We start from the raw sequence: 16,084 nt of genomic DNA on the forward strand, positions 1-16,084 counted from the left end.
CTCTTGTCCGCCAAAGCCCTAGCTTGTTTCGCAGATAAGACTAACAAGGCAGTATTTTGGTGTTTTCTCTGGCTCGTCGCGCTACAGTCGCAGCACTTTTCATCTCGTCATTTATGCTTCCGGCTGTGGCGGACACAGGGTCTGGCGCCTATCTGGCGGGCCGTCAGGCGATTTTCCAAAATGATTATGCGGCTGCCGAAAAGTTCTATGCGCAGGCTCTGAAAGCCGATCCTGAAAATCCCGCGCTTTTAGAAAGCGTTGTTGTCGCCCGGCTGGCCCTGGGTGAGGTAAAACGCGCCCTTCCCGTGGCGCAGGTGATCGAGAATATCGGCCTGAACAGCCAGGCAGCCCGCATGGCGATTGCCGCCAATCTGGTGGCAGATGGCAAACTGGATGAATTGTTGGCACGGGACCCCGAAACACAGGGTGTCGGACCGTTGGTCGACGGGCTGATGCAAGGCTGGGCGCATATGGGTCGCGGCGCCATGACCAGCGCGATGGAGCAGTTTGACGCGGTTTCGACCGAAGACGGGCTGCGCGATTTTGCAATGTATCACAAGGCGTTGGCGTTAGCCTCGGTTGGCGATTTCGAGGGTGCGGAAGAGGTTTTTGCCGCAAACAACAATGCGGTCGCCCGCTTTTCGCGCCGTGCGGCTTTGGCACGGGCCGAAGTGCTGTCACAACTGGATCGCAACGCTGATGCCTTGCAGTTTCTTAACGACGTTTTCACCGCGGGCAGCGATCCGTCTATCGAAAGCTACGTGGCCCGTTTGACCGCTGGCGAGAGGCTGCCGTTCACCCACGTCCAAAACGCGCAGGATGGCATGGCCGAGGTGTTCTTTACTGTCGGTGCCGCGCTGAGCAATGAGGCGGCGCAGAACTATGTTCTGTTGTTCGTGCGCACTGCCGTTTTCCTGCGCCCTGATCACGTTGATGCGATCCTGCTGAGCGCCGAGTTGCTGGACGCGCTGGAACAATACGATCTGGCGGTGGAAATTTATCGGAAGGTGCCTGCAAGCAGTAATGATTACCACGTTGCTGAACTTGGGCGGGCCGAAGTTCTGAGCCGGTCGGGCAAAAAAGACGCCGCTGCCGAAGCGCTGCAAACACTGGCCAGCCAGAACCCGAATCTGCCCAGTGTGCATGTGGCCTTGGCGGACCTGCAGCGCCAGCAAGAGGAATACTCAAGCGCTGTTGCGTCATATAACCGTGCTATCGAATTGACCGAAGACACCTCGGGCGGCAATTGGTTCCTGCATTATGCGCGTGGAATTTCGCATGAGCGACTTAAGCAATGGGACGAGGCCGAGGCAGATTTCCGCCGCGCGCTTGAGCTGAACCCGGACCAGCCGCAAGTGCTTAATTATCTTGGCTATTCGCTGGTCGAACGGCGGGAAAAGCTGGATGAGGCGTTGGATATGATCGAACGCGCCGTCGCCGCGCGGCCTGACAGCGGTTACATCGTCGACAGCTTGGGGTGGGTCCTGTTTCGTCTGGGGCGGTACGATGAGGCGGTCGAGCATATGGAGCGCGCGGTCGAGTTGATGCCGGTCGATCCGGTGGTAAACGACCATCTGGGTGATGTGTATTGGGCTGTGGGTCGCGCGCGTGAAGCGGAATTTCAGTGGAAACGCGCCCTCTCGTTCATCGATCCTGCTGATACGGATGGCGAGGCCGACCCGGAACGCATTCGCCGCAAGCTGGAAGTTGGGCTGGACGCGGTTCTGGCCGAAGAAGGCGCAGACCCGTTGAAGGTTGCAAATGGCAACTAAGGCCTTTGCGCCCGCCAAAGTAAACCTGACCCTGCACGTTACCGGTCAACGGGCAAACGGGTATCATGAGCTGGATTCGCTCGTGGTATTTGCCGATGTTGGTGACACCTTGGAATTCTCACCGGGTCCCGATCTGTCGATGGCCGTGATTGGGGAACATGCAGCCGGGGTGCCAGTGGACGGCCGGAACCTTGTTTGGAAAGCAGCCGAAGCCGCAGGTTGGACCGGGCATATCGTCCTGAACAAAGTGCTTCCCCATGGTGGGGGTATCGGTGGGGGGTCATCTGACGCTGCCGCGACCCTGCGGATGGCGACAGATCAGGGTGCGTCCGTCTCGTCGGAGGCGGCGTTGTCACTTGGTGCGGACGTTCCGGTCTGTCAGCTGGCACGGGCGACCCGGATGCGAGGCATTGGCGAGCAGCTTGACCCTGTCACACTGCCGCCTTTGCCCGCCCTTTTGGTCAATCCGGGCGTCGAAATCCCGACAGGCGCGGTGTTCTCAGCCCTCGAAAGCCGGGAAAACCCGCCGATGCCCATGGAAATACCATTATTTGAGGCCCCGGCGGATTGTGCCGAATGGCTTCGGCATCAACGCAACGATCTTGAGCCACCGACAACGGGGTTAGCGCCTGACGTGGCCCGCGTGCTTGAGGCATTGTCCGACACGAAACACGCCCTGCTGTCCCGCATGTCAGGATCGGGGTCGACGTGCTTCGCGCTGTATCCCACGATGAAAGACGCGCATTTCGCGGCTTACGAGATTGGTGCAGCACACCCGTCTTGGTGGTGCCGCGCGGCGCAGCTTAATTAAGGCGCGCGACTACGTAATCAGCCAGATCACGCAGTAGCGTGCGGATTTCGTGATCAGGCAGTGCCTTCAGCGCCGTTTTCGCTTTCTCGGCCCAATTGAATGCGTCTGACCTTGTGGCGTCGAGCGTGCCATACTTTTCCATCAGGCCCAGTGCATGGTCCAGATCGCCTTCGTCCTGACGCCCTCTGCTTATGGTGCGTTCCCAAAAGGCATATTCGTCCGGTGTGGCTTGCGCTACGGCCTTGATCACCGGCAACGTCAACTTACGCTCGCGGAAATCATCCCCGACATTCTTGCCGGTGGTTTTGCTATCGCCCTGATAATCCAGAAGATCGTCAGCGATCTGGAACGCGATGCCCAGGGCGTCACCATATTCAAACAGAGCCTTGACCTGATCCTCTGACGCCCCGGCGATGACGCCACCCACCTCGGTTGCTGCTGAAAACAGGGCTGCCGTCTTGCCGCGCACGACTTGTAAATAGACAGCCTCATCCGTGCCCAGATCGGTGGCCGCAGTCATCTGCAGTACTTCGCCTTCAGCAATTGTGGCTGACGCATTTGCCAGAATGTCCAAAACGCGCAGCGATCCGGTTTCAACCATCAATTGGAAGCTGCGGGAAAACAGGTAGTCGCCGACAAGAACACTGGATTTATTGTCCCACAAAAGGTTCGCCGTCGGGCGCCCGCGCCGCTGGGCGCTTTCGTCCACCACGTCGTCATGTAACAGCGTCGCCGTGTGAATGAATTCAACCGTCGCAGCCAGACGTATGTGGTGGTCGCCCGAGTAGCCGAACAAGCGCGCCGTTGCCAATGTCAGCATCGGACGCAGACGCTTGCCGCCAGCCTCGACCAGATGCGCGGTCACTTCGGGAATTCGCGGCGCATGTTCCGAAGCCATACGCGTGCGGATCAGCGTGTTAACCGCATCCATTTCGCTGGTCAGAAGATCCGCAAGACGCTCATGCGGTTTCGTGATCGTGTCGGTATCCATCACACTCCTGATACAAGGCTCGACTTTCAGCGCACCTTGCCCTTACATCCATCCCCATGAAAGAACTTTTGCGCAGCACCGATCCGACGATCCTGGCCTTTGCTTCTGCCCTTCTTGAGGGTGAGGATATAGACTGCTTTCAGATGGACGTAAATATGAGCATCCTCGAAGGTGGCATTGGCATCTTTCCGCGCCGCCTGATGGTGCGAACTGACGATCTTTCCCGTGCAGAGCGGGTCATGCGCGACAATGACATCCCGCTGGGCCGATGAGCCGATTCCAGGATAGTGACCTGACGTGCAACGACTTTCTGAACGGGCGATTGCGCCTGTGGCAACCGCGTGCGGGTTATCGTGCAGGGGTTGATCCAGTGCTTCTGGCGGCTGCGGTTCCGGCAACGTCCTCGCACACCGTGCTGGAACTTGGCTGCGGCGCAGGGGCTGCCATTCTTTGTGTGCTGACGCGCGTGCCGGGCGCTAAGGGTGTCGGGGTAGAGTTGCAGCCGTCCTACGCCGATCTTGCGCGTCGCAATGCAGCTGAAAACAACCTGCCGATAGAAGTGGTTGAGGCCGACCTCAGCGCGCTTCCAGCGGATTTGAAACAACGCCAGTTCGATCATGTCATCGCTAACCCGCCCTATTACCGCGCCGGGGCACATAGCGGTGCGGCGGATCGGGGGCGGCGTATCGCGTTGGGAGAGGTTACACCGCTGGACACGTGGTTTGACACGGCCGCCAGACGTCTGGCTCCGCGGGGCCATCTACACATGATTCAGAAGGCTGACCGCCTGCCAGACATGTTGGCTGGCTGCGCGGGGCGCTTAGGCTCGGTCGAAGTTCTGCCATTGGCGGCGCGGGCAGGTCGCTCTGCTGAATTGGTGATTCTACGCGCCAGAAAAGGCGGAAAAGCAGCGTTTCGTCTGCACGCCCCATTGATTTTACACGCCGGAGAGCGTCACGATAAAGACGGCGAAAGCTATACGCCCCAGGTCGAGGAGGTGCTGCGTCACGGCGCCGCGATAAGCCAGTTTTTCTCAAAATAGGCATTAACCAGCCGAATTTGTCGGATTTATTTTAATTTCTGTGCGCCTGCAGCGTGACAGGGTGGAAACGATGTGTTCAAATTCTTACGTGAAACTCAGACACCAACAAAGGAGTATCGCCATGAGCGTGAGCGCACACCTGACCGAACTGAAGAAAAAGCACGAAACCCTCGGTCTTGAAGTTGAACAAGCCCAACGCTCGCCTGGCATCGACGATCTCCACGTAGCTCAACTCAAAAAGAAGAAGCTTAGGCTAAAAGAAGAGATCGAGCGTTTGTCGAATTAACGACGCAAACTTGCCCGCGCTGCAAGTGCAGCGCCGCCTGTAACCAAGACGGCTGCGATCGCCAATCCCCAAGACGGGGTGGCGATCCCGGCCACAACCAGGGCCAGAGTCGACAAAAGCGGCGCCGCGTAGGATGCCGTGCCGAGAATCTGAATGTCCCCCTGCTTCACCCCGATATCCCAAACATAGAACGCCAGCCCTACCGGCCCCAGACCCAGCGCCACGACCGAGGCCCAGCCAAATCCGCTGTCTGGCCAGATGGTTTCTTCCAGGGTCAGATGCAGCGCGCCCGAGGCGATGGCGGTGGCAATGCAGAATACGGCCACAGAACTGGTGGGCGTATGCCCCAATCGGCGCGACAGGACCGAGTAGCCTGACCAAGTAAGGGCACACAGCAATGCCAGCCCATAGCCTGGCAGATGTGCGGCCTGAAATCCGGTGCTGCTGCCCCCGGCAATGATCACGGCCGCCCCTGCAAAGCCAAGGCACGCGCCGATCAGATGCCCGATACGCAGATGTTCGCCCGGCAGTAACCCGGAAAACAGCACAATGAGCAGCGGCCAGAGATATGCGATCAACCCGGCCTCAGCCGCCGGGGCCATTCTAAGGGCAGAGAAATACAGCGCGTGGTATCCGAACAAACCCACGGTTCCGAACAGGTACGTGCGCCAGCCAACAGAACGTAGTTGGCGCAGCCCGCCACTTGCCCATGTCCAGATCAGACCCAGAGTGCCCCCGATCGAAAAGCAAATAGTGTTCAGCAATAAAGGCGGAGTTGGGGTAGATCCAACTGTGAAAAGAGCCAGCAAGGACCACAACAAAACGGCCACAAAACCGATGCTCGTCGCCTGTGTTCTGGTCAAGGCGTTGTTACCTCTTCAACGGGGATGATTTCGAATTCATCCGAGACATGTGCGGTTTTTTCGATCTCAGCCACGAACCAATCCCTGAACGCCGCGATCTGGGGCCGTTTTTCCGCGCCGGGAAGGCAAAGGAAACGGTACCGGCCTTTGGTTTCGATTGCTGTCTTAAAGGGCGCAACTAATCTCCCCTCGGTAATGTCTTTAAGGATCATCGAGCGGCGGCCCAACACCACCCCAACGCCCGCAAGCGCCGCATCAATCGCGTGATCGGCGTTGGAAAACCGCGCTCCATGCTCGGGCACGAAATCGACCCCGACGGCCCGGAACCAAGCAGGCCAATCGCAGGGTGGGCGCAGAAACGTAATTGAGTCGTCATGGATCAGGGGCGCATCCCTAAGGCTGTCAGGCGTTGGATATTGCGAGGCCAGTTCCGGCGTCATGACCGGAGTTTGCCATTCCTTGCGCACGGGCAGGGAATACAGCCCTTCGTCAGGGCCATCGCCAAAGCGGATAGCGACATCTACATCGTCGCGTTCCAAATCCATATTCCGCAAGGTGGCCGAGAATCTCAGGTCAATCTCGGGGTGTTCTCTTGCAAAATCATACAATCGCGGGGCAAGCCATTTCGCCGTCAGGGCTGGCCCTGCTGTCACGGTGAGGTTGGTGTCATCCCCTTGCCTTCGGGCGGCCTGCCAAGCGGATTGCAAGGCGGCAAACCCCTCGGCCGCGCCCGGAGCAAGGGCGCGCCCTGCTTCGGTTAGCTCAACCGCCCGGTTCAGGCGTCGAAATAGCGGGCGCCCCAGATGTTCTTCGAGCGATTTGATCTGAAACGACAGGGCCGCAGGGGTGACGTGTAATTCCTCAGCCGCCTTCGCGAAGGACATATGCCGCGCAGCTGCATCAAAAGCACGCAAAGCGGTCAGAGGAGGGAGGGAGGTACTCATTAGTAAAGAAATTCTTATGCGAAAGCCGTAGAAACCTCGTTTGTCAGCCTTCTAAAGCCATACCATACTTTAAGCAAGTCAAACAAAATTAAACTGAAAGGAATAAAGGCATGATTGAAGTTTCCAGCAGCTCTGCGATGGCTCGCGCCTTTCAGCGCGCACATTTGGAACGATCACGCGCGGTTGGCAATGCACTGAAATGGATGTTTGGTTCCCGCTGAGCGTAGCGCGCACGTTCTTACGGGATAAAATGGGCCGGTCCACATGGACTGGCCCTTCTTTGTTGATTTAGGTATCAGCTAAAGAACTGCGCACCGTTGGCAGAAATGGTCGAACCGTTGATAAACTGCGAGTCGTCCGAGGCCAGGAACGCCACGCAGCGCGCGATTTCCTCGGGCTCACCCAGGCGACCAGCCGGAATCTGGCCGATGATGGCTTCACGAACCTTTTCGGGAACGGCCATCACCATCTCGGTCGCAATATAGCCCGGGCAGACCGCGTTTGCGGTAATGCCAGCGCGTGCACCTTCCTGCGCAAGCGACTTCACGATCCCCAAATCACCCGCTTTGGTCGCGGCATAGTTCACCTGGGCGAACTGACCCTTTTGACCATTGACCGAGCTGATAACAATCACGCGGCCAAATTTCCGTTCACGCATGCCGGGCCAGACAGGATGGACGGTGTTGAACACACCGGTCAGGTTGGTGTCGATCACCTGATGCCACTGTTCTGGGGTCATCTTGTGGAAAGGCGCATCGCGGGTAATCCCCGCATTGGCAACCACGATGTCAATCGGGCCGACCTCGGCTTCGACCTTTTCGATCCCGGCCTTCGATTCATCATAGTCGGCAACGTTCCACTTATAGGTGGCGATACCGGTTTCCTCGGAAAACTTTGCGGCGGCTTCGTCATTACCGGCATAGGTGGCTGCAACATTGTACCCTTCGGCCTTTAGCGCCTTGGAAATTGCTGCGCCGATGCCGCGGGAACCGCCGGTGACGAGTGCTGTACGTGCCATTGAGGACTCCTCCAATATTAGTTTGGCTTGGTAATCTTGTTACTCTGAGTGTTCAAATCGCGCAACAATGCATCGTGACGAATTTTTCGTTTTGATTCAAATTCATTGAAGCACTCGGGAAGGGGTTTAGAGATTTTACAAAAAAGGGCGCCAAAAGGCGCCCTTGGTATGATGCGTAATCCGGTACTTAGTCGCGCTCCACGCAGAGGGCGACGCCCATGCCGCCACCGATACAGAGCGTTGCCAAACCCTTCTTGGCGTCGCGGCGTTTCATTTCAAATAGCAAGGTGTTCAGAACGCGGCAGCCCGAAGCCCCGATCGGGTGTCCGATAGCAATCGCGCCGCCATTTACGTTTACAATCGATGGGTCCCAACCCATGTCCTTGTTCACGGCGCAAGCCTGAGCGGCAAAGGCTTCGTTGGCTTCGATCAGATCCAGATCGTCAACCGACCATCCTGCTTTTTCCAGCGCCTTGCGCGATGCGTAGATCGGCCCCACGCCCATGATCGACGGGTCCAGGCCAGCGGTTGCGTAGGAGGCAATGCGCGCCAGCGGTTCAATCCCGCGCTTTTCAGCGTTTTCTGCCGACATCAACAGGGTGGCAGCAGCGCCGTCATTCAGGCCGGATGCGTTTGCAGCAGTCACAGAACCATCCTTGGTGAAGGCAGGGCGCAGTTTGGCCATGGCTTCCATCGTGGCACCGTGGCGGATGTATTCGTCGCTGTCCATCACAGTTTCGCCCTTGCGGGTCTTGATGGTGAATGGAACGATTTCATCGTTGAATTTGCCTGCCTTCTGCGCGGCTTCGGCTTTGTTCTGCGAGGCTACGGCGAATTCGTCCTGCATGTCGCGGCTGATCTGCCATTTTTCGGCGACGTTTTCGGCGGTCTGACCCATGTGATAGCCGTTGAAAGCATCCCAAAGTCCATCACGGATCATCGTATCGATGTACTTCATGTCGCCCATTTTGTGACCTGCCCGCAAAGCGGCGGCGTGGGGCGAGAGCGTCATGTTTTCCTGGCCGCCTGCCGCGACGATTTCGGCGTCACCCAGTTGGATATGTTGCGCGCCCAGAGCGACAGCGCGCAGGCCCGAACCGCAAACCTGGTTGATACCCCAGGCGGCGCTTTCCTGTGGCAGGCCGGCATTGATGTGCGCCTGACGTGCCGGGTTCTGACCCTGAGCAGCCGTCAGAACCTGACCCATGATGGTTTCGCTTACTTCGCCCTTTTCAACTCCGGCGCGTTCGACAACGGCTTCAAGAACGGCCGCACCCAGATCATGTGCGGGTGTGTTTGCAAACGAGCCGCCAAAACTGCCGACACCGGTGCGTGCTGCGGATGCGATTACTACGTTGGTCATTTAGACAATCCTTTACCATCAAGGTCCTGTGGGAACCGTAACGGCGTGGATCACTGGCGCAAAGCCCCAATGAACCAGAGCGCCTCCTGATCCCCCGCTCCAACTGCACATGGCATAGCGTAACGCTGCAGTTGCAGCAACGGTAAGCTTGTCACGGGTGCTGAGGATGGCGTGTTTACTAGATTTAAGTGCCTGTTTGTTTGAGCTTTTCGCGCTCCCATGGCGCGGAGACGGTGGGTGCGCCGAACAAAAAGCCTTGCAGACAATCCACACCGCTGGCCACGAGAAATTCGGCATCTTCCTTGGTTTCAACCGATTCGGCCGTGACCAGGATCTCGAATTCCCGCGCCACGGCCACCAACGCCCGGACCAATGCCTGATTGTCGGGATTGTCGGTGATACCCCGGACAAATTGCCCGTCGATTTTGGCAGCGTCGAACAAAAACTCACGAAAATGGCGGAAACTGAAATTGCTGGCGCCGAAATCATCCAAGGCAAAGGCAACGCCACGTGGTTGCAGCCGGTCCATGAAATCAATCACAAGCTCGGGCACAGTCATGGCTGATTTTTCCGAGATTTCGAGGATAAGACGCTCACCCAGAGTTTCATCTTTCTTCAGATATCGGTCCAGAACCCGAGCGTATCGCGCGTATCCGATCGATCGCGCGGACATATTGATCGACAAGCGTATATCTGGGTTCTTGGTCAGCGTTCGTAGACCCATCTCAAGCGCTACGCAATCCAGATCACGACCGATGGGCGTGTTTTCCAACTGAGGCATGAATTCGCGCGCGGGGATGGCCCGACCGGTCTCATCCAGAACCCGGATAAAACCCTCATAAAAAGCGATGCCGAATGGAGGATGCGCCTGCATAACAGGTTGATAGGCCAGTTTGCATTGTTTGTGCCTGACCGCCTCGGTCGCCATTTGAACAGTGGATTTGTCACGGGATGAAATGGCCGCGTTCAGCGGGCTATCGGCACCTTCTGGTACGTCCGCTTGGTGTTTGTCCCCCATGCTTGTGAAATCCCCTACGTCACTGTTCAGGGTGGGATTTCACTGCAAAGTCATGAATTTGAGGTTAAGATCAAAAGGACTGATCGCCTTTATCGGGGCGTGTCCCAAACGCGACCCAATGCGGCCGCCGCACCGATGACTGCGCCAAAAAAACCCAACGCCAGCATGACAAAACCAAGGGCGACCATCGTTTGCGCGCTTCCGATTAAAGCCGACACCATTGCGATGATTAAACCGATCAGACCAAGTGTAATTGATATCATCATCAGTCGGTTCATAGGTTCCTCAAATCGCTTAGGTGTTTAACTGCTTAACAAAATGGAACCGGTCGGTGCGATATCAAGAAAGCTGGGCTTTGGATCGGCGGATTTAAGCCTGTTTTGCCTTCGTATTAGGCGATTTTGCCTCGAATTGCTCGAATCCGGGCGTTCCACAATCCTCCGGGTGGCGGGCCAGATGCCGGGCTTTGATCTGTTCCGAGTTCTGACGGCTGCCATCGTGACTGTACCCGGGCGGGGCAAAGCAATAGGCAAGGCGTTCCCTTGGGCTCAACCCCGGTTGCGTCGCATCGCGCCAGATACCAACCCATTCGTGAAATGCGACGCGCAGCGGGTTGAACGTGCCGATATTGTGAACCAAGCCATAGTCGACTCGGTCGTTTTCCTGCTCCGGGATAAACGTGCCAAAGATTTTGTCCCAAACGATAAAGACTCCGGCATAGTTGCAATCCAGATAGCGTGCATTGCGGCCGTGATGGGCGCGGTGGTGGCTGGGCGTGTTCATGACGGCTTCGAACCAGCGGGGCATTTTGCCAATTGCCTCTGTATGAATCCAGAATTGATAAATCAGGTTCAACCCGCCCACAAACAGCACCATCGCGGGGTGAAAGCCTAAAAGGATTAACGGCGCCCGAACCACCATCATAAAGGTAAATGTATAGGTCCAAGTCTGCCGCAATGCGGTGGTCAGGTTGTAGTGTTGGGAACTGTGGTGGTTCACGTGGCTGGCCCAAACCCAGCGGATACGGTGACCAAAGCGGTGAACCCAGTAATAGCGCAGATCATCCAGCACAAAGCACAGAATGATCACGGGGATCGAGGTGCCAAGGTCCAGTGGCGTAATCTGCCACAGCCACATGAAGAACCCATACGCGATGAACCCCAGCAGAAAGCCCGAGGCGATGTTTCCCGCGCCCATCACCAGTGAGGTTACCGCATCCCGCGTCTCGTACCGTCCGCCTTTGCCTTTGACTGCGATCCACAGGAATTCGACCAGAATAGCGGCTATAAAGAACGGTACGGCCCATTGTACGGCGTCAGGAAAGCTGAGTTGGTCGGTCATGCGGTGTCCATCAGGTTTTGCCAATGCGGGCGTTCGAATTCATCCAGGCGGACGAGGGCGTTTGGGGTGCCGAAATCGTGGAATCGAATCCTGAACCCCTCAGGGTGGTTGATCCGGTCAAAGTCCTGCAGATGGCGTGCCACTGTATCGGCCCCAAAAGACCACAGCAGGCCAATACCTGCCTCAGTCCGAACCAGCGCCGACCGCATGTCATGCGCAATTGTAACGTCCACGATCACATCGTCTGGCGCATGGCGCATCCATTCAAATCGCGCGGTTTGCTGCGTCAATTCACGCACACGCGACCGCCCTGAAAGGTGCAGCAGAGCGGTTATCGAAAGGATGCCTCCGACCACCAGAGCCAGAAGAATTTCAAGCGGCATATTTTCCTCCCGCCCGGCAAGGTGCAGAGCGGTAGAGAGCTTGTCAAAGGTTGCGTAGCGTCAGCTTGTTTCGAGCTTGTTCAGGATTTCGTGCTGCACAACCCGTTCTACAAATGGCACAAGCCCGTCCGGGCCTGACGATCTGTCTTTCAGGTGTATGCAGATGTCCGGCCTGCGTGCGGCGATGATGCCAACCATCTCGCCGCGTATCTTGTCATTCAGGCCTGCGCCCATGATCGCGCAGGCGATCTGCGGTTCGGCGTCCAGTTGCCGCCGAACTTCATCCGGATCATGCGCACCCAGCCATTGGATTGGCAAGTGATCCAGCTGCCGTGCCACGTCACCGATGACGCTCGGCAAGCGGCCAATCAGTAAAACCACCGGTTTCATTGTCGCTTCCGTTTCGTTTTTACGTTTGGAGTGTCACCGTTCACGACGGTGACACTCTTAGTTTAACACGAAAGTGTAAAAATCGGCGGATTGGGTATTTTGGCGGTTTAGCGGATCAGCTTTCTGCGCCCACAAGCGTCGATATGATGGCCTTGGCGCTGTCGGAGTTCCATTCCGCGTCACCGATCAGGCGGGCCATTTCATTGCCTTCGGGGTCCAGAATTACCGTGATCGGCAATGCGATTACGCCAAATTCCCGTGCCACGGCTGAACCAGTATCCTGATGTCGGGGAAGGTTGCTGATCCCGTTTTCCTCGAAGAATTTCTTGATCCCGGCAGCGGAGTTGCGACCGGTCGCAAGCGTAAGAACCTCGAACTTGTCACCGCCGAACTCTTCTTGCAGCTCAGCGATCTGCGGCATCTCTTTTCGGCAGGGCGCACACCATGTCGCCCAGAAGTTCAGCAGAACGTATTTGCCTTTGTAGTCTTCAATTGTTGCAGTGCCGCCATCATCCTCAAGCTGAAACTCAACCGGTTCTACGGGTTTCGGTTCCTTATGCAGGATCAACCGCTTCAGGGTACCATCCCGCAGCGGACCTAAGGTCTCGGCATCTGTGGCCAAAGCGGCATTTGCACCCAACGCAAGGGCCATATAAAGGGGGATCAAACGAAATAGGCGCATATCAACTCCGGGTTTTCTTTCATGACCGATCAATCCTCGAACCAGATGTGGGGCGGCCGCTTTGCCGCCGGTCCAGACGCGATCATGGAGGCGATCAATGCCTCGATCGGGTTCGATCAGCGGATGGCAGCCCAGGACATCGCAGGCTCGCGCGCCCATGCCGCCATGTTGGCTGCCACAGGCGTCATAAGTGATAGTGACGCTCAGGCCATTCGGGAAGGGCTGCTCACAGTCTTGTCAGAAATTCAGGGCGGAGAGTTCCAGTTCTCGACCGCGCTTGAAGACATCCACATGAATGTCGAGGCGCGCCTGAAAGAAGTTATTGGTGAGCCCGCAGGTCGTTTGCATACAGGTCGGTCGCGGAACGACCAGGTGGCGACCGATTTCAAACTTTGGGTGCGCGATCAGCTGGATGCGGCTGAAACCGGTCTGCTGGCCCTGATCCGCGCGCTTTTGGCGCAAGCCGAGGCCGGGGCAGGGTGGGTCATGCCCGGTTTCACGCACCTGCAAACTGCACAGCCGGTGACATGGGGCCACCACATGATGGCCTATGTCGAGATGTTTGGCCGCGACCTGTCCCGTGTCCGCGATGCCCGCGCCCGGATGAACGAGTCCCCACTGGGTGCGGCGGCGCTGGCTGGCACGTCTTTTCCGATCGACCGGGACATGACGGCGCAGGCGCTGGGCTTTGACCGGCCCGCCGCCAATTCACTGGATGCCGTCAGCGACCGTGATTTCGCGTTGGAGTTCCTATCGACCGCCTCAATCTGCGCCGTCCACCTGTCGCGCTTTGCCGAAGAGCTGGTGATCTGGTCCTCGGCCCAGTTCCGCTTTGTCACGCTCAGCGACAGGTTCTCGACCGGCTCATCGATCATGCCGCAGAAAAAGAATCCCGATGCGGCCGAACTGATCCGGGCCAAGGTGGGTCGGATTTTTGGTGCCAACACGGCGCTGATGATGGTGATGAAAGGTCTGCCGCTGGCTTATTCCAAGGACATGCAGGAAGACAAGGAACAGGTCTTTGACGCTGCCGACAACTGGATGCTGGCGCTGGCGGCGATGGAAGGCATGGTCAAGGACATGACCGCAAATCGCGACAGCCTTGCCGCCGCTGCAGGCTCGGGCTTTTCGACTGCGACCGATCTGGCCGACTGGCTGGTGCGGGTGCTGGGCCTGCCGTTCCGCGACGCACATCATGTGACAGGATCACTGGTTGCGATGGCTGAGAATAAGGGCTGTGACCTGCCCGACCTGACGTTGAATGACATGCAATCGGTGCATTCCGGGATTACCGAAGATGTCTTTTCTGTCCTTACCGTCGAAAACTCGGTAAACTCACGTCAGTCTTATGGGGGAACGGCACCGGATCAGGTGCGCGCCCAGATCAAGCGGTGGAAGGCGCTGGTATGATGCGGATACTGCGAGTGTTGCAATTGATCGCCGTCGGGTTCGTTCTTGCGGCCTGTGGCGCGGACGGAGAACCAATTCAGCCGACAATGAACGCGACTGTCGGCGTTGGCAGCAGTGGTACTCATGTCGGTGGCGGCATTGGGCTGCGACGTGGCGGCCTTGGGATCTACGTGGGACGGTGACGCAAGCGATGGCATCTCGAGCGCCCGGCTATGTCCAGGCAAGTTACGATCTGTCGAAAATAATAGAAAAAGAGGGCAAGTATGAGATTTACCGGCTTGATCCTGACCCTTGTCCTGCTTGCCGCCTGCGAACCAACTGGTAACCCGCGGCCTCAGCCGGAAACCAGTACCGGGGGCTCCGGCATCTCAATCTCGGGCTACGGCCGGATCGGTGTGTCGACAACACGGTGACGGAATGCCGCCAATAGCGCGGAAATTATTGATCAGCCCGGCAGTTTTGGTCTAAGCGCGCAGTCATGGATCACTTTCTTTACCGCGACGGCGCGCTCTACGCCGAGGATGTTCCGATCACCGAAATCGCCGCTGCGGTGGGAACTCCGTTCTACGTCTATTCGACGGCGACCCTGCTGCGGCATTTCAAGCTTTTCGATGATGCGCTGGACGGCACTGACCACCTTGTTTGCTACGCCATGAAGGCAGCCAGCAATCAGGCGATTCTGAAGACGCTGGCGCAGGCCGGTGCCGGAATGGACGTTGTGTCTGGCGGGGAATATCTGCGTGCCAAAGCTGCAGGTGTTCCGGGCGACAAGATCGTTTTCTCGGGCGTAGGCAAAACGGCAGAGGAAATCCGCACCGCACTGACCGGTGGCATTCGCCAGTTCAACGTCGAATCCGAGCCTGAGATGCAGGTGACCAACACGGTTGCGCTGGAATTGGGTGTTGTTGCGCCGATCACCGTGCGGGTGAACCCCGACGTAGATGCCAAGACCCACGCCAAGATCGCCACCGGCAAGTCCGAAAATAAATTTGGCATTCCAATCTCGCGCGCATCCGAGGTTTATGCCTACGCGGCCAGCTTGCCGGGTCTGGAGGTCATCGGTATCGATGTTCATATCGGATCACAACTGACCGAGTTGGAACCGTTCGAGCTGGCTTACACCAAGGTCGCCGAACTGACAGAGCGTCTGCGCGCCGAGGGCCACACCATTCGCCGTCTGGACTTGGGCGGAGGTCTGGGTATCCCTTACACCCGCTCGAACGAGGCGCCCCCTTTGCCGGTAGAGTACGGCGCGCTGATCAAGAAAACGCTGGGTCATCTGGGGTGTGAGATCGAGATTGAGCCGGGACGCCTGATTGCTGGCAACGCTGGTCTGATGGTCAGCAAGGTGATTTATGTGAAATCCGGTGAAGGCCGTGATTTCCTGATCCTCGATGGGGCCATGAATGACCTGATCCGCCCTGCGATGTATGAGGCGTATCATGATATCGTCGCCGTGCAAGAGCCCGCGCCGGGTGTGGAACAGCAGCCCTATGACATTGTCGGCCCCGTGTGCGAGACGGGCGATACATTCGCCAAACAACGCGACATGCCGCCGCTTGAACCGGGCGATCTGGTCGCCTTCCGCAGTGCCGGCGCATATGGTGCCGTGATGGCCAGCGAATACAACACCCGCCCCCTGATCCCCGAGGTTTTGGTTCACGGGGATCAATTTGCAGTTATTCGTGAACGCCCAAGCTTTGACGAAATCATAAACCGCGATACCATACCAGAGTGGCTCTGACGCGATAACCGTGCGGGCCTGCTCAG

20 protein-coding genes are annotated in these 16,084 nt (G+C 57.6%); 9 read left to right on the forward strand and 11 right to left on the reverse strand.

From position 1 onward, the window contains the following. The first annotated feature begins 56 nt into the window (after positions 1-56). Together LCM21_RS15920 and LCM21_RS15925 are read left to right on the forward strand one after the other, a co-directional pair. Positions 57-1,772: a tetratricopeptide repeat protein gene (locus LCM21_RS15920; RefSeq protein WP_404818132.1), complete on the forward strand. Its 1,716-nt coding sequence runs from the start codon at positions 57-59 to the stop codon at positions 1,770-1,772. Continuing rightward, positions 1,762-2,583 carry a 4-(cytidine 5'-diphospho)-2-C-methyl-D-erythritol kinase gene (locus tag LCM21_RS15925; protein WP_224891488.1) on the forward strand — a complete coding sequence of 274 codons (822 nt, stop codon included), beginning with the start codon at positions 1,762-1,764 and terminating at the stop codon, positions 2,581-2,583. Before LCM21_RS15920 ends, LCM21_RS15925 begins: the two co-directional genes overlap by 11 nt. Here the strand turns inward: LCM21_RS15925 and LCM21_RS15930 are convergent. Continuing rightward, positions 2,576-3,574: a polyprenyl synthetase family protein gene (locus tag LCM21_RS15930; protein ID WP_224891489.1), complete on the reverse strand. Its 999-nt coding sequence runs from the start codon at positions 3,572-3,574 to the stop codon at positions 2,576-2,578. The two genes, LCM21_RS15925 and LCM21_RS15930, sit on opposite strands and share 8 nt — an antisense overlap. Positions 3,575-3,630: 56 nt before the next feature. Between LCM21_RS15930 and LCM21_RS15935 the strand changes: the two genes are divergently transcribed. From LCM21_RS15935 to LCM21_RS15945, 3 genes are all read left to right on the forward strand, one after another. After that, positions 3,631-3,846, forward strand: coding sequence for a putative signal transducing protein (locus tag LCM21_RS15935; RefSeq protein ID WP_068338058.1), 216 nt, complete (start codon positions 3,631-3,633; stop codon positions 3,844-3,846). Next, on the forward strand, positions 3,843-4,616 hold the full coding sequence (locus tag LCM21_RS15940) for a tRNA1(Val) (adenine(37)-N6)-methyltransferase (RefSeq protein ID WP_224891490.1): 774 nt from the start codon (positions 3,843-3,845) through the stop codon (positions 4,614-4,616). The genes LCM21_RS15935 and LCM21_RS15940 overlap by 4 nt, the downstream gene beginning before the upstream one ends. A gap of 121 nt (positions 4,617-4,737) precedes the next feature. Further along, on the forward strand, positions 4,738-4,902 hold the full coding sequence (locus LCM21_RS15945) for a YdcH family protein (RefSeq protein ID WP_082677502.1): 165 nt from the start codon (positions 4,738-4,740) through the stop codon (positions 4,900-4,902). Here LCM21_RS15945 and yddG read toward each other — a convergent pair. From yddG to LCM21_RS15995, 10 genes are all read right to left on the reverse strand, one after another. Then, on the reverse strand, positions 4,899-5,765 hold the full coding sequence (gene yddG / locus LCM21_RS15950) for an aromatic amino acid exporter YddG (RefSeq protein WP_224891491.1): 867 nt from the start codon (positions 5,763-5,765) through the stop codon (positions 4,899-4,901). The two genes, LCM21_RS15945 and yddG, sit on opposite strands and share 4 nt — an antisense overlap. After that, positions 5,762-6,709: a transcriptional regulator GcvA gene (locus tag LCM21_RS15955; protein WP_224891492.1), complete on the reverse strand. Its 948-nt coding sequence runs from the start codon at positions 6,707-6,709 to the stop codon at positions 5,762-5,764. The genes yddG and LCM21_RS15955 overlap by 4 nt, the downstream gene beginning before the upstream one ends. Positions 6,710-7,004: 295 nt before the next feature. Beyond that, positions 7,005-7,727, reverse strand: a complete 723-nt coding sequence (gene phbB / locus LCM21_RS15960; RefSeq protein ID WP_224891493.1) for an acetoacetyl-CoA reductase — start codon at positions 7,725-7,727, stop codon at positions 7,005-7,007. A 187-nt stretch (positions 7,728-7,914) separates the two neighbouring features. Next, positions 7,915-9,090 carry an acetyl-CoA C-acetyltransferase gene (locus tag LCM21_RS15965; protein ID WP_068338063.1) on the reverse strand — a complete coding sequence of 392 codons (1,176 nt, stop codon included), beginning with the start codon at positions 9,088-9,090 and terminating at the stop codon, positions 7,915-7,917. A gap of 184 nt (positions 9,091-9,274) precedes the next feature. Next, positions 9,275-10,108 (reverse strand): EAL domain-containing protein, encoded by an 834-nt coding sequence (locus LCM21_RS15970; protein WP_224891494.1) that lies wholly within the window; start codon positions 10,106-10,108, stop codon positions 9,275-9,277. An 89-nt stretch (positions 10,109-10,197) separates the two neighbouring features. After that, positions 10,198-10,374: a hypothetical protein gene (locus LCM21_RS15975; protein WP_224891495.1), complete on the reverse strand. Its 177-nt coding sequence runs from the start codon at positions 10,372-10,374 to the stop codon at positions 10,198-10,200. Positions 10,375-10,477: 103 nt separating this feature from the next. After that, positions 10,478-11,449, reverse strand: a complete 972-nt coding sequence (locus LCM21_RS15980) for a sterol desaturase family protein (protein WP_224891496.1) — start codon at positions 11,447-11,449, stop codon at positions 10,478-10,480. Next, entirely contained in the window at positions 11,446-11,832 is a 387-nt protein-coding gene (locus LCM21_RS15985) for a hypothetical protein (RefSeq protein ID WP_224891497.1), read from the reverse strand. The genes LCM21_RS15980 and LCM21_RS15985 overlap by 4 nt, the downstream gene beginning before the upstream one ends. A gap of 60 nt (positions 11,833-11,892) precedes the next feature. Next, positions 11,893-12,222, reverse strand: coding sequence for a hypothetical protein (locus LCM21_RS15990; protein WP_224891498.1), 330 nt, complete (start codon positions 12,220-12,222; stop codon positions 11,893-11,895). A 115-nt stretch (positions 12,223-12,337) separates the two neighbouring features. After that, positions 12,338-12,904, reverse strand: a complete 567-nt coding sequence (locus LCM21_RS15995) for a TlpA disulfide reductase family protein (protein WP_224891499.1) — start codon at positions 12,902-12,904, stop codon at positions 12,338-12,340. A gap of 21 nt (positions 12,905-12,925) precedes the next feature. Here LCM21_RS15995 and argH point away from each other — a divergent pair, with 21 nt between their 5' ends. The 4 genes from argH to lysA all read left to right on the forward strand — a co-directional run bounded on the left by argH (position 12,926) and on the right by lysA (position 16,058). After that, positions 12,926-14,314, forward strand: coding sequence for an argininosuccinate lyase (gene argH, locus LCM21_RS16000; RefSeq protein WP_224891500.1), 1,389 nt, complete (start codon positions 12,926-12,928; stop codon positions 14,312-14,314). Next, positions 14,314-14,496 (forward strand): argininosuccinate lyase, encoded by a 183-nt coding sequence (locus LCM21_RS16005; RefSeq protein WP_082677503.1) that lies wholly within the window; start codon positions 14,314-14,316, stop codon positions 14,494-14,496. Before argH ends, LCM21_RS16005 begins: the two co-directional genes overlap by 1 nt. 81 nt (positions 14,497-14,577) lie before the next feature. Then, positions 14,578-14,727 carry a hypothetical protein gene (locus tag LCM21_RS16010; RefSeq protein ID WP_224891501.1) on the forward strand — a complete coding sequence of 50 codons (150 nt, stop codon included), beginning with the start codon at positions 14,578-14,580 and terminating at the stop codon, positions 14,725-14,727. 65 nt (positions 14,728-14,792) lie between these two features. After that, positions 14,793-16,058, forward strand: a complete 1,266-nt coding sequence (lysA, locus tag LCM21_RS16015) for a diaminopimelate decarboxylase (protein WP_224891502.1) — start codon at positions 14,793-14,795, stop codon at positions 16,056-16,058. Positions 16,059-16,084: the final 26 nt, after the last annotated feature.

Origin of the sequence: Ruegeria profundi (assembly GCF_020171505.1) — a bacterium.
GTDB classification, from domain to species: domain Bacteria; phylum Pseudomonadota; class Alphaproteobacteria; order Rhodobacterales; family Rhodobacteraceae; genus Ruegeria; species Ruegeria profundi.

Coding starts and splice junctions, on each gene's coding strand:
- LCM21_RS15955 (WP_224891492.1), bottom strand. CDS start 6,709: ATGAGTACCTCCCTCCCTCCTCTGACCGCTTTGCGTGCTTTTGATGCA.
- phbB (WP_224891493.1), bottom strand. CDS start 7,727: ATGGCACGTACAGCACTCGTCACCGGCGGTTCCCGCGGCATCGGCGCA.
- LCM21_RS16010 (WP_224891501.1), top strand. CDS start 14,578: ATGAGATTTACCGGCTTGATCCTGACCCTTGTCCTGCTTGCCGCCTGC.
- LCM21_RS16005 (WP_082677503.1), top strand. CDS start 14,314: ATGCGGATACTGCGAGTGTTGCAATTGATCGCCGTCGGGTTCGTTCTT.
- LCM21_RS15970 (WP_224891494.1), bottom strand. CDS start 10,108: ATGGGGGACAAACACCAAGCGGACGTACCAGAAGGTGCCGATAGCCCG.
- LCM21_RS15990 (WP_224891498.1), bottom strand. CDS start 12,222: ATGAAACCGGTGGTTTTACTGATTGGCCGCTTGCCGAGCGTCATCGGT.
- LCM21_RS15940 (WP_224891490.1), top strand. CDS start 3,843: ATGAGCCGATTCCAGGATAGTGACCTGACGTGCAACGACTTTCTGAAC.
- LCM21_RS15965 (WP_068338063.1), bottom strand. CDS start 9,090: ATGACCAACGTAGTAATCGCATCCGCAGCACGCACCGGTGTCGGCAGT.
- LCM21_RS15945 (WP_082677502.1), top strand. CDS start 4,738: ATGAGCGTGAGCGCACACCTGACCGAACTGAAGAAAAAGCACGAAACC.
- LCM21_RS15930 (WP_224891489.1), bottom strand. CDS start 3,574: ATGGATACCGACACGATCACGAAACCGCATGAGCGTCTTGCGGATCTT.
- argH (WP_224891500.1), top strand. CDS start 12,926: ATGACCGATCAATCCTCGAACCAGATGTGGGGCGGCCGCTTTGCCGCC.
- LCM21_RS15995 (WP_224891499.1), bottom strand. CDS start 12,904: ATGCGCCTATTTCGTTTGATCCCCCTTTATATGGCCCTTGCGTTGGGT.
- LCM21_RS15925 (WP_224891488.1), top strand. CDS start 1,762: ATGGCAACTAAGGCCTTTGCGCCCGCCAAAGTAAACCTGACCCTGCAC.
- lysA (WP_224891502.1), top strand. CDS start 14,793: ATGGATCACTTTCTTTACCGCGACGGCGCGCTCTACGCCGAGGATGTT.
- LCM21_RS15985 (WP_224891497.1), bottom strand. CDS start 11,832: ATGCCGCTTGAAATTCTTCTGGCTCTGGTGGTCGGAGGCATCCTTTCG.
- LCM21_RS15980 (WP_224891496.1), bottom strand. CDS start 11,449: ATGACCGACCAACTCAGCTTTCCTGACGCCGTACAATGGGCCGTACCG.
- LCM21_RS15975 (WP_224891495.1), bottom strand. CDS start 10,374: ATGATGATATCAATTACACTTGGTCTGATCGGTTTAATCATCGCAATG.
- LCM21_RS15935 (WP_068338058.1), top strand. CDS start 3,631: ATGAAAGAACTTTTGCGCAGCACCGATCCGACGATCCTGGCCTTTGCT.